Below are 12,466 nucleotides of genomic sequence, written 5' to 3' on the forward strand. Positions count from 1 at the left end.
AATTGCTTGTTGGGAACTACCCAATTCCCTAAACCATTAATTTAAGTTGATGGTTACGCATTCAAAACGAATGCCTTATTTCTTTTATCGTGTAAACTTTCCTCAGTCTATATTTATAACCAACTGGAAAAATCATTTTATTACAATCCAATGTCCATCACGTTTTGAGCCTATTCTTTCTATAACCTTTTTATTTTGCAAAGAAATGAATGCACGCTCTATCGTTCTTTTGGTTACACCGATTTCGATAGCCAATTCATTAGAATTATAATCTGGATTTTTTATCAGTAATGAAACTATTTTCTTTTCCGTTTTGCTTAAACCGACATTTAAACCGACACTCAAACCGACATTTTCAATTTTTATTTTGTCCAAAACTTTATTATCAAGTGGAATTGTACAACGAATATAGTTATCTTCAATTTCAAAAACTTCTTCACCATACTTTTTCACAATGGTTGGAATTCCATGTCCCGTATGTTCAGTAAGACCCATATTTAAGAAAATACGCATAAGTGTGGCATTTCTCGGTTTACTGATTCCTTCAAAGAATTGTTTTTTCGTCATACCATTTGGTAAACCACCATGAGATAAAATTTCCAATCGATTATCAAACATTGAAATTTGTGGTTCTGTAATTGTCCAGTCATTATGAACAAGGGCGTTTAAAACTGCTTCATTAACACAGTCATAGTCAAATAAGTAAGTATCTTTTCTTGGCCGAACTGTTGTATCAGAAATGCAGATGTTCTCTGCCTGAAGTCTATTTTTAATTTTTTCATAAGAAGTAATGATACATCGGTATCCATATCACTTCTTTCAGAAATTGCTGCTTTATCATTTCCCTTAAACTTCACAAATATCAAAGGAATATTATTTCTATCAGCCAATAACTCAGCTAAAAGATTATATTCTCCATTTTGATTTTTCAAATTTAAGTTTGTTTCAAATGATTTATCTTCTAAATGATAATCTTTTTCACTATAGTAAATTTTTAATTCCTTAAATGATAAGTTAGATAAAGTTGAACGTTTTTTAAGCATATACTCTGAATCAATAAATTTATTTTCATATCAAATACGAATCTGTTCTGGTGTCATTTCTCGACAAGTTGTACCGACTCTAATCGTACATCCAGCAGAAGAAAAACCATATTTCTTTTGACAATAAATATGCTTGATACCTTTTGATACATTAATAACAATCAGAGTTTTTCCATCTTCAAAACGAAGTTCTGAATTTACTTCATCCTGTGGATTCGGTTCAATTTGTGTTGTAATAATATCAGATATTTTCTTAAAAGTTTCATCAATTTTTTCAACACCAACGATGATTCCATCATCTTTGACACCTATAACAATTATTCCACCAGAAGCATTCAAAAACGATACTATCTCTTTACATATCGTATTCGAATATTTTTCTTTCAGCTCTAAACTTTCTGATTCAATATATTTTAACATTTCACTTCACCTCAATTCGTATCATACCTATTATACCGTCAAAAATCAATTATATGCCGACATTTATACCGACACTTTCATAATTATGACTTCACTTTTCCTGCAGAAATCATAATCATTGAGAAATAGCATAAAACTTAATCTTCAGTAGTGATATAAAAAATCCTTGAATCTTCGCTTCGACGCTAAGTCAAACTGATAGCTCTCGAGTATGCCCTCATCACCATTGAACTGATATCCAGTACCAAACATTGACGTTGAGGCTTTCTTCCCAAAATTCCATCTTCACATTGAAGTTTCCTATGATTTGTGAGAAAGAAGTACTACTGTCTCAATCGCATTGGTATTAGGAAACATATCCACTCCTTGCATCGTACTACCTTCATAGCCATAACGCTTAAGATATAATAAATCACGAATCTGAGTCGTAGGATTACATGAGATATATAAAATTTGTTTCGGTTTCATAGAAATTAAAGCAGATAAAAACTGCTCGGTACTACCACTTCTTGGCGGATCCATGATCACAACATCAAAACGCTCTTTTCGCTCTGCCGCTTTTTTCATATAGGAGGAGGCATCTTCACATATAAATTTGATATTATGTACATGATTATTCGCTGCATTCAACTTCGCATCTGCCACTGCATCCTTATTGATTTCCACACCCAAAACCTGCTTCACCTTATGTGCAAGACTCATACCAATCGTTCCAATGCCACAATAAGCATCTAAAACACGCTCATTTCCTGTAAGCTGTAGCATTTGAATACCTGTTTGATATAACACTTCTGTTTGTTCATGGTTAATCTGATAAAAAGACTTAGATGATATACGATAAGACAATCCACACAATACATCTTCAATATATCCCTTTCCATATAATACACGCTCTTGTTCTCCCAAAACTACACTGGTTTTTCTGGTATTTACATTTTGAACAACCGTTGTAATCTGCGGATGTTTCTTCAACAAGGCATTCACAAAATTTTTTCTTGCCGGAAATACACTTTGATTCATGACAAGTACCACCATCACCTGTCCGCTAACTTTTCCATAACGTAATAACACATGGCGTAATAAACCTTTTCGTTTATCCTCTTCATAGGGCTCGATACGCAATTTGATCATTAACTCTGTGATAGTGGAAATAATGTCATCACATACTGTTGGATGTAATAAACACTTTTGATAAGGAATGATACGATGAGAAAACTCTTCATAAAACCCTGCTTGAATTTTACGATTTTTATCTCTTTGAAATCCTATGATCATCTTATTTCGATAATGAAAAGGATCTTTCATCACCAGCATATCCTCCACTTTTAAGTTTAAGTTTGCTTGTTTACAAAGTTGTATTAATTTGTTTTTCTTATATTCCGCTTGCCCTTGTGCATTACAATACAAAAGATGACAACTTCCACATTTCTCAAAAACAGGACATTTCGGTGTAATTCTAGCTTTATCCTTTTTGATAATTTCCACTACATCTCCTATGTATCCCTTTTGAATTCGTTTGGTCACTCTTATCAATACTTCTTCCTTCATAAAAACATGACGAACCAAGACCTTATCCTTACCTACATACAAAACTCCATTACCATCTTCATCTATGCTTTGTATGATTCCTTTGATCCTTTGTTTTTCTTTTAACATACCTTCTTCTCCAAACTTTCTTCCAAATAATTTGCTAACTTTTGAGGATCATCCAATAAAATGCCCTTCATCCCTAATTGTTTTGCGGTTTTGATATTTTCCAAACGATCATCAATAAACAAACATTCTTCTTCTATTAAATCATATCGTTCAAATAAACATTTATAAATAAGTGGATCTGGTTTCAATAGCTTTTCTTCATAAGACAATACTGCTCCATCACACCAAGAGAAAAAAGGTTGTGTTGCCTTTAAATAATCCGCACTATCCTTACTGATGTTGGATAAGATATAAATATGATATCCTTCGTTTTTCAGTTGCTTCATACAGGTAAAAGAAGTCGTGATTGGTTGCATCAGCTTCATCCAATTTGAAAGGATTTCATCGATTTCTAAATGATATTCGCAAAACTCCTTGTGATAAATTTGATAAAGATCTTTTATAAATAAAATACCTTGATCATATTTTAACCAAGCTTCATGAGTAAATATATGTTGACAAATTTGTTTGGTTCTTTCCTTATCCGCAAAAACAGTTTGATAATAGTGATAAGGATCAAATGTCATTAGAACATTTCCGATATCAAAAATTACATTTTTTATCATCATCTAACACCTCGTACGTTCATTGTACTAGAATATAGAAAGAAAAAAAAGTGATTTCTCACTTTTCTTTCTTCATCAACGATGATATCTACTTGTATTTCTTTTTTTACTATTTAGTAGCCTTTACCATAAATGCACAAATTTTCTTTGAGAACTCTGCAGGATTATCGATTGGGAATCCTTCAATCAATAATGCTTGTTCATATAGCAACTCTGCATATTCTTTCACTGCATCTTTATCTTCACTATAAACTTTAGATAATGCTTCAAAGATCGGATGATTTGGATTGATTTCCAAAATTCTGGTAGCCTTCATACCATATGGATTACCTTCCGGCATTGCACTTAATACCTTCTCCATTTCAAAAGACATACCTTCATCACTTGACAAGCAAACAGGATCATCTACAAGACGACTTGATACTTTTACTTCTTTTACCTTTTCACCAAGTGCTTCTTTCAAAGAAGTTAACATATCTTTGTTTTCTTCTGCCTTCTTCTCAATTTCCTTCTTTTCCTCTTCACTATCTAAGTCTAGATCACCTTGTGAAAGGTTCTTGAATTTCTTTTCTTTGAATTCGCCTAATACCTGTAATACGAATTCATCCACATTATCTGTCAAATACAGGATTTCATATCCTTTGTCTTTCACTTTTTGTACAGCTGGCATTGCGTCGATCTTTTCAATCTTATCTCCACTCATGAAGTAGATATGTTCTTGACCTTCTTCCATGCGTGCAATATATTCATCTAATGTGATCAGCTTCTCTTCTTTACTGGAATAGAATAACAATAAATCCTGTAACAGATCTTTATTAGCACCAAAGCTATTGTATACACCAAACTTAATTTGAAGACCAAAGGTATTCCAGAATTTTTCATATTCTTCACGTTCGTTCTTCAACATCAACAACAATTCTGATTTGATCTTCTTTTCAATACGGTTTGCGATTACTTTTAGCTGGCGATCATGCTGAAGCATTTCACGTGAGATATTCAAGTTCAAATCTTGAGAATCTACCAGGCCTTTCACAAAACGGAAATGCTCAGGAATCAATTCTTCTGCATTATCCATGATGAAGACTCCACGACTATATAATTGTAGGCCCTTTTTGTAATCCTGAGAATAATAATTCATTGGTGCTTTACCAGGGATAAACAATAAGGCAGTAAAGCTAACATTACCTTCTACAGAAAAGTGTACGACCTTTTGTGGGTCAGTGTAATCATTGAATTTGCTCTTATAGAAATCATGATACTCTTCTTTTGTAATATCATTTTTACTTTTCTTCCATAAAGGGATCATTGAGTTTAGTGTCTTTAATTCCTTAACAGTTTCATATTTTACATCTTCAGTTTTTTCTTCTTCCTCAGATTCGCTTTCTACACGTTTTTGTTCCTCTACCCACATTTCGATTGGATAACGGATATAATCTGAATATTTCTTGATCAAACGTTCAATTTCATACTGAGTAAGATAATCATCATAGTTTTCATCCTCAGTATTCTCTTTTAAATATAACGTAATGGTCGTACCACATTCATCCTTGGTTGTTTCTTCTAGCGTATAACCATCACTGGCATCACTGCTCCATAAATAAGCTGTATCTTCACCATATTTTTTAGATACCACATCGACACGACTTGCGACCATAAAAGCGGAATAGAAACCAACACCAAATTGACCGATGATATCTACTGCATCTTCTTTTTCATCCTTTTCCTCTAGCTCTTGTTTAAAAGCCAAAGAACCACTCTTCGCAATGGTACCAAGGTTTTCTTCTAATTCTTCCTTATTCATACCTTGTCCGTTATCACTAATGGTTAACGTACGGTTTTCTTTATCAACCTCTAAATGAATCTTAAATGCATTCTGATCAACATCACTTAAGTTTTCACTTAGAGAGCGGTAGTATAATTTATCGATTGCATCACTTGCATTGGAAATTAATTCACGTAAGAAGATTTCCTTATGTGTATAAATGGAATTGATCATTAAATCCAGAAGACGTTTTGACTCTGCTTTAAATTGTTTTTTTCTTGCCATGTTATCTTACCTCCGTTTAGCACTCTTCTAATAAGTCTGCTAATAGTATATGACAATATTTTAGCACTGTCAACACTTTAGTGCTAAATCTTTCCTGATTTTTCATAAAATCTTTATGATTCTATGATTTCTTAATTGCTTGTTTGTATAAACTCGTCTATAATAGAAGAAACAATTTGCAAAGGGAGTTGTAAAAAAATGAAAGAAATGAAAGAAGTGAGGCGTATCGTTGTCAAAGTTGGTTCTTCTACCATCACAAGAGACAATGGATTGAACTTAAGAAAAATCGATCGTTTGGCAATGGTACTCAGCGATATAAAGAATAAAGGAATTGATGTTGTACTCGTCAGTAGTGGAGCGGTTGCTGCTGGAGCAAGTAAGTTAAAAATGAAAGATCGCCCTTCCTTGATGCGTGAAAAGCAGGCTGCTGCTAGTGTTGGTCAATGTGAATTGATGTTTATCTATGATAAATTTTTCTCTCAATTTGGACAAACCATATCTCAGCTATTGCTAGACAAAACCGTTACTACCAATGAAATGCTTCGTTATAATGCAATCAATACGTTGGAAACACTACTTCAATATGGAGTCATTCCTGTTGTGAATGAGAATGATTCCGTTGCTGTTGATGAGATTGCTTATGGTGATAACGATACCTTATCCGCAGTTACAGCTTTTCTGGTTCATGCTGATTTATTGGTTCTTTTATCCGATATTGATGGCTTATACGATAAAAATCCATCGGAATACGAAGATGCAAAACTATTATCTGTGGTCAACCACATTGATGAGCATATCCTAGCAATGGCGGGAGATGCCGGAAGCAAAGTAGGAACCGGTGGAATGGTCACAAAGCTTCATGCAGCACAATTTGCATCACAACACCATATCCCCATGATCATAGCCAATGGAGAAAACCCCTCCATTTTATATGATATCTTAGAAAACAAGTATAAAGGTACCTTGTTTGACGTAAAGGAGGAAAAAACATGGAACTGATTGATTTATGTAAAGCCGTTAAAATAGCAAGTACTGAAATGATGAATGCTTCAACGAATAAGAAAAACGCAGTACTAGAACGTATCGCAGTAGAAATAGAAACCCATATGGAAGAAATCCTGATTGAAAACAAAAAAGACATTGAAGCAGGAAAAGCGAATCACATGAATGAGGGATTACTTGATCGTATGGCATTGACAAAAGAACGTCTGACACAAATCGTGATCGGTGTTCGACAAGTCAGAGATTTAGAAGATCCTATCGGTGAAATCGAAGATATGAAAACTAGTCCTAGTGGATTACAGATCGGTACGATGAGGGTCGCTTTAGGTGTTGTTGGTATGATTTATGAAGCAAGACCAAATGTTACTGTAGATGCTGCCATTTTATGTCTAAAAGCCGGTAATGCAGTCATTTTAAGAGGAAGTAAAGATATCATCCATTCTAATATGATCTTAGTAAGCCTCATGCGCAATGCATTAATTGAAGAACATATGAATCCTGACTGTATCTCTTTATTAGAAGATACATCCAGAGAAACTTGTAATGAACTGATGAGAATGAAGGATTACCTCGATGTTTTGATACCAAGAGGTGGTGCTTCCTTAATCAAAGCTACCGTAGAACATGCCAGCGTTCCGGTTTTGGAAACAGGAACAGGAAATTGTCATGTCTATGTAGATAAAGATGCTGATTTGAAACAAGCATTGAATATTGTTATCAATGCCAAAACAACTCGTACTTCGGTTTGTAATTCCTGTGAAAGTGTTTTGCTTCATGAACAAATTCCAGATGAGTTTATCGTGAAGATGCTACAAGAACTGAAAAAGCATCAAGTCATCATACATGCTGATGAGAGCATTTGTGCACTAGATACCGATTGTATCTTAGCCAATGAAGAAGATTATTTAAAAGAATATCTTGATTTAGAAATTTCAATCAAAAAGGTAAGTAGTTTAGATGAAGCAATCACTCATATCAATGCATATAGTACGCATCATAGTGATTCCATCGTTTCCGAAAATTACAGCGCTGTAAAACAATTTATAAAAGAAGTAGATAGTGCTTGTGTGTATGCCAATGCTTCTACCCGCTTCTCAGATGGATTTGAATTTGGTCTTGGTGCTGAAATCGGCATTAGCACTCAAAAGCTACATGCAAGAGGTCCTATGGGATTAAAAGCCTTAACCACAAAGAAATATATCATTCTGGGGAATGGTCAAATCAGAGAATGAAAAAGCTGTGTCTTACAAAAAATGAAGACACAGCTTTTACTATAATGATTATTTTAAATGTGCAATGATTGCATCACAATAAGCTTCTGTAGTAGATGAACCATGAAGATCAGGTGTTAAGACCTCTGCTTCCTTTAATACCTCATCAACTGCCTGACGAATATTGCTTGCACAAGTTGTTTCACCAAGGTATTCTAGCATCATACATGCAGACCATAGAATTGCGGTAGGATTAGCGACATGTTTGCCGGCTATATCAGGTGCACTTCCATGAACTGCTTCAAACATAGCATATTCATCACCAAGATTACAGCTAGGAAGTAAACCTAATCCACCAATCAATCCACTAGTCAGATCTGATACGATATCACCGTATAAATTAGGCATTACCATGACATCGAAAGTTTCAGGTCGCATAACAAGTTGCATACAAACATTATCAACGATCTTATCATCTGCTTCAATCATAGGAAATTCTTTTGCGATATCATGGAAGATGTTCAAGAAAAGACCATCGCTCATCTTTAAAATATTGGCTTTATGTACACAGGTAACTTTTTTACGATCATGGTCCACTGCATACTGGAAAGCATCACGTATAATGCGTTCACTTGCTTTTCTAGTAATGATTTTTGTCGCATGGACAGTATTTTCATCTATCATTTCTTCAACACCGACATACAAATCCTCGGTATTTTCTCTAAAAGTAACAATGTCGACATCGTGAAATGGCGTTTTTACTGCTGTATTGCTTTTTGCTGGACGAATATTCGCATAAAGATCATATTTATTTCTAAGTGTAACATTCAAAGATTTAAATCCTTTCCCAATTGGTGTGGTAATTGGTGCTTTCAATAAAATCTTATTTTTTTCAAAAGAAGCATAGGCTTCATCAGGAATTAATTTTCCATTTCTTTCATATTCTGCTTCTCCAACTTCAAAACATTCAAATTCAAGTGGTGCTTTCGCAGCTTCTAATATTTTTAAAGTTGCATCACAGATTTCTGGTCCAATGCCATCTCCCTTAAATACAGTAATTGTTTTCATTTCTATCTCTCCTCCATTTTTTTATAGTCTTTTTTCGTTCCGACGTATTTTGTCGCAGGACGCATGATCCTTCCATCATATAGTTTGTTTTCGATATTATGCGCCAACCATCCAACCGTTCTGGCAAGAACAAACAATGGTGTATACATATCCTCAGGAATCCCAAGAATCTGATATACGAAACCACTATAAAAATCAACATTGCTAGAAACATTGATTCCCTTTACATCCAAAATTACTTCTTTTGCACATTGTTCAAATCGTTTATAGAATGCATATTCTTTTACCTTGCCTTTCTCTTGGGCAAGTTTCGCAATATGTTCTTGTAAAACCTCACTACGTGGATCAGATAAGGTATAAATGGCATGTCCCATTCCGTAAACCAAACCACTATAGTCATAAAATTGCTTATGCATGATACGATAAATCAAAGCTTTGATTTCAATATCATTTTCACAATATCCGATTTCATCAATGACCGCCTTCATCATACCCGCAACCTTTAAATTGGCACCACCATGTCTTGGTCCTTTCATTGATCCGATCGCACCGACAATGCTGGAATAGATATCGGTTCCTGTAGAAGAAATAACCACATTGGTAAAGGTAGAGTTATTTCCACCACCATGATCGGCATGAACAATTAACATCATATCCAAGACCAATGCCTCCTGATGTGTAAAAGAATGATCATTTCTTAACATATATAATATATTCTCTGCAATGGACATATCTTTTTGACATTGGTGAATGACTAAGGATTCCTTATAATAATGATGTTGTTTACTTTGATAAGCATAACAAATGATACTTGGTAGTTTTGCCAGTATATTCAATCCCTGCTCTAACGTATTTTCCGGACTGATATCATCAGCAGCTACATCATAATCATATAGAGCAAGTACCGCTTGTTGTAAACGGTTCATCAGATTTTTTCCTGGCATACGTAGGAATTTTGTCTCAAGAAAATCTTCAGGTAATTCATAATGATCCTTTAAAAAAGTGGTAAATTGTTTTAGTTCATCCAAATTAGGAAGATATCCAAATAAAATTAAAAAACAAACCTCCTCATAACCATAGGGGCGGTTCCAGTTACGTCCATGTATGATATCACGAAGCTCAATGCCTCGATAGAACAGTTGACCCTGTGCATCCCGTTTTACTTCTTCTACATATTGATAACCTACAACATCGGCAATTTTAGTAAGTCCAACACGGACACCGGTGCCATCCTCATTACGAAGACCTTTTTTTACATCATATTTACGAAATAAATCATTTGGAATATCCGTATATTCCTGCGATTTTTTTAACAACGAAATCAGCTGTTTATTCATGCATGTACCTCCTTCTTTCAGTGTTCTTTCAATATTATATCATAATTTTCATAAAGTCAATGAAATATTTTCAGATTTTCATGTTATAATAAAAAGCGTATATTGTAATATAGAGGAAAGGAAGAGAATTTATGCCAACGATTACTGAAAAAATTATCAAAGCACACCTTGTAGAAGGTGAAATGAAGCGTGGAGAGGCAATCGCCATTCACATCGATCAAACCTTAACACAGGATGCAACTGGAACCATGGCATATCTGCAATTAGAAGCAATGGGTGTCGATCAAGTGAAAACGGAGTTGTCTATCAGCTACGTTGATCACAATACATTGCAAAGTGGATTTGAAAATGCTGATGACCATAAATATCTACAAACAGTCGCCATGAAACATGGTGTCCGTTTTTCAAAACCGGGAAATGGTATTTGTCATCAAGTACATCTTGAACGTTTTGCGAAACCCGGAAAAACATTATTAGGAAGTGATTCCCATACACCTACTGCAGGTGGTATCGGATCCCTTGCCATTGGGGCAGGTGGTTTGGATGTTGCCTGTGCTATGGCCGGAAGAGCTTTCCATTTGAATATGCCAAAAATTGTCAATGTCGTACTACATGGTGCCTTACAAAAAGGAGTTAGTTCTAAAGATATCATCTTAAAGGTATTACAACTCATGAGTGTCAAAGGCGGCGTTGGAAAAGTCATTGAATATAGTGGAGATGGAGTAAAAAATCTAACCATACCACAACGTGCTACGATCACTAATATGGGGGCAGAGTTAGGAGCAACCACTTCTGTATTCCCTAGTGATGAATTAACCTATGAGTTTTTAAAGAAACAACATAGAGAAGAAGATTATGTAGAATTAAAAGCTGATGAGGATGCGGTTTATGACGAAACCATTGAAATCGATCTAGATACATTAGAACCTATGATTGCAATGCCTCATATGCCTGATAATGTATTACCTATTAGTGAAGTCTTAAATTTAAAGGTCGATCAGGTCGCTATCGGAAGCTGTACCAATTCTAGCTATCGTGACATGATGAGTGTTGCGAATATCTTAAAAGGAAACACAGTTGATCCTGATGTATCTTTGGTTATCTCACCAGGTTCTCGTCAGGTATTGAATATGATTGCCAGCAATGGCGGTTTATCTACCATGATTTCAGCAGGTGCTAGAATATTGGAAACAACTTGTGGACCTTGTATCGGTATGGGACAATCTCCAATTACCAACGCATTATCATTACGTACCTTTAATCGTAACTTTTATGGAAGAAGCGGTACGTTAAGTGCTAAGGTTTGCTTGGTATCGCCTGAGACAGCAGCTGCCAGTGCTATAGCCGGATATATTGTTGATCCTAGAACCATTGATTTTGAAGTGCCTTCTGATCCTGAATTCTTCACGATTGATGATAGTATGATCATTGAACCTGATGCAAAAATCGCAGCAGAAACAGAAGTAATACGTGGACCTAACATCAAACCATTACCAATCAATACACCACTAGATGATACGATTGACAAAAAGGTCATGATCAAAGTCGATGATAATATTACGACCGATCATATCGCTCCTGCTGGAGCTAAGGTTCTTCCTTATCGTTCTAATATTGAGAAAATATCTGAATTTATCTTCATGAATGTAAAAGCCAGTTTCCATGATGATTGTCTTGCTAATGGTGGAGGATTCATCATTGCCGGAAGCAATTATGGTCAAGGAAGTTCACGTGAACATGCAGCACTTGCACCTATGTATTTAGGTATCAAAGCTGTTATCGCAAAAAGCTTTGCCAGAATCCATCGTGCCAATTTAGTCAACTTCGGCATCATTCCATTCACCTTTGTTAACGAAGCCGATTATGACACGATCGATGAGATGGATGAATTGAAGCTAACAGGTCTTCATGATTTAAAAGAAAACACACCAATTGTTGTAACGAATGTTACCAAAGGCACTACCTTTGAAGTTGAACATAACTTAACACAACTTGATATCGATACCATCAAGGCTGGTGGAACCTTAAATTTGATTCGACAAAATCAATAAGCTTAAAAAGATGAAGGCGTACATAC

At 35.1% G+C, this 12,466-nt stretch carries 11 protein-coding genes; 3 read left to right on the top strand and 8 right to left on the bottom strand.

What is annotated here, in order from left to right:
• Nucleotides 1-132 precede the first annotated feature (132 nt).
• From UGRO018_RS00930 to htpG, 6 genes are all read right to left on the bottom strand, one after another.
• Nucleotides 133-774: an ATP-binding protein gene (locus UGRO018_RS00930; RefSeq protein WP_416324640.1), complete on the bottom strand. Its 642-nt coding sequence runs from the start codon at nt 772-774 to the stop codon at nt 133-135.
• Nucleotides 666-1,043 carry a hypothetical protein gene (locus tag UGRO018_RS00935; protein WP_416324567.1) on the bottom strand — a complete coding sequence of 126 codons (378 nt, stop codon included), beginning with the start codon at nt 1,041-1,043 and terminating at the stop codon, nt 666-668. Before UGRO018_RS00935 ends, UGRO018_RS00930 begins: the two co-directional genes overlap by 109 nt.
• A 30-nt stretch (nt 1,044-1,073) precedes the next feature.
• The gene (locus tag UGRO018_RS00940; protein ID WP_416324568.1) at nt 1,074-1,463 is read right to left on the bottom strand and encodes an AlbA family DNA-binding domain-containing protein; all 390 of its coding nucleotides are present in this window, start codon (nt 1,461-1,463) and stop codon (nt 1,074-1,076) included.
• Between the two features lie 300 nt (nt 1,464-1,763).
• The gene (gene rlmD / locus UGRO018_RS00945; protein ID WP_416324569.1) at nt 1,764-3,119 is read right to left on the bottom strand and encodes a 23S rRNA (uracil(1939)-C(5))-methyltransferase RlmD; all 1,356 of its coding nucleotides are present in this window, start codon (nt 3,117-3,119) and stop codon (nt 1,764-1,766) included.
• The gene (locus UGRO018_RS00950) at nt 3,113-3,724 is read right to left on the bottom strand and encodes an HAD family hydrolase (protein ID WP_416324570.1); all 612 of its coding nucleotides are present in this window, start codon (nt 3,722-3,724) and stop codon (nt 3,113-3,115) included. The genes rlmD and UGRO018_RS00950 overlap by 7 nt, the downstream gene beginning before the upstream one ends.
• Before the next feature lie 109 nt (nt 3,725-3,833).
• Entirely contained in the window at nt 3,834-5,771 is a 1,938-nt protein-coding gene (gene htpG, locus UGRO018_RS00955; RefSeq protein ID WP_416324571.1) for a molecular chaperone HtpG, read from the bottom strand.
• A gap of 198 nt (nt 5,772-5,969) precedes the next feature.
• On the opposite strand from htpG, the gene proB reads away from it, so the two are divergent.
• Complete coding sequence (gene proB, locus UGRO018_RS00960; RefSeq protein ID WP_416324572.1) at nt 5,970-6,770, top strand: glutamate 5-kinase; 801 nt, start codon at nt 5,970-5,972, stop codon at nt 6,768-6,770.
• The gene (locus UGRO018_RS00965; protein WP_416324573.1) at nt 6,761-8,005 is read left to right on the top strand and encodes a glutamate-5-semialdehyde dehydrogenase; all 1,245 of its coding nucleotides are present in this window, start codon (nt 6,761-6,763) and stop codon (nt 8,003-8,005) included. The genes proB and UGRO018_RS00965 overlap by 10 nt, the downstream gene beginning before the upstream one ends.
• Nucleotides 8,006-8,053: 48 nt before the next feature.
• On the opposite strand, the gene UGRO018_RS00970 is transcribed toward UGRO018_RS00965, so the two are convergent.
• Entirely contained in the window at nt 8,054-9,052 is a 999-nt protein-coding gene (locus UGRO018_RS00970) for an isocitrate/isopropylmalate dehydrogenase family protein (protein ID WP_416324574.1), read from the bottom strand.
• 2 nt (nt 9,053-9,054) lie between these two features.
• The gene (locus UGRO018_RS00975) at nt 9,055-10,389 is read right to left on the bottom strand and encodes a citrate synthase (protein ID WP_416324575.1); all 1,335 of its coding nucleotides are present in this window, start codon (nt 10,387-10,389) and stop codon (nt 9,055-9,057) included.
• A gap of 131 nt (nt 10,390-10,520) precedes the next feature.
• Here UGRO018_RS00975 and UGRO018_RS00980 point away from each other — a divergent pair, with 131 nt between their 5' ends.
• Nucleotides 10,521-12,440, top strand: coding sequence for an aconitate hydratase (locus UGRO018_RS00980; protein WP_416324576.1), 1,920 nt, complete (start codon nt 10,521-10,523; stop codon nt 12,438-12,440).
• Nucleotides 12,441-12,466: the final 26 nt, after the last annotated feature.

The sequence above is a fragment of the Hoskinsella mucinilytica genome (assembly GCF_045223415.1).
Taxonomy (GTDB): Bacteria; Bacillota_I; Bacilli_A; order Erysipelotrichales; family Erysipelotrichaceae; genus Hoskinsella; species Hoskinsella mucinilytica.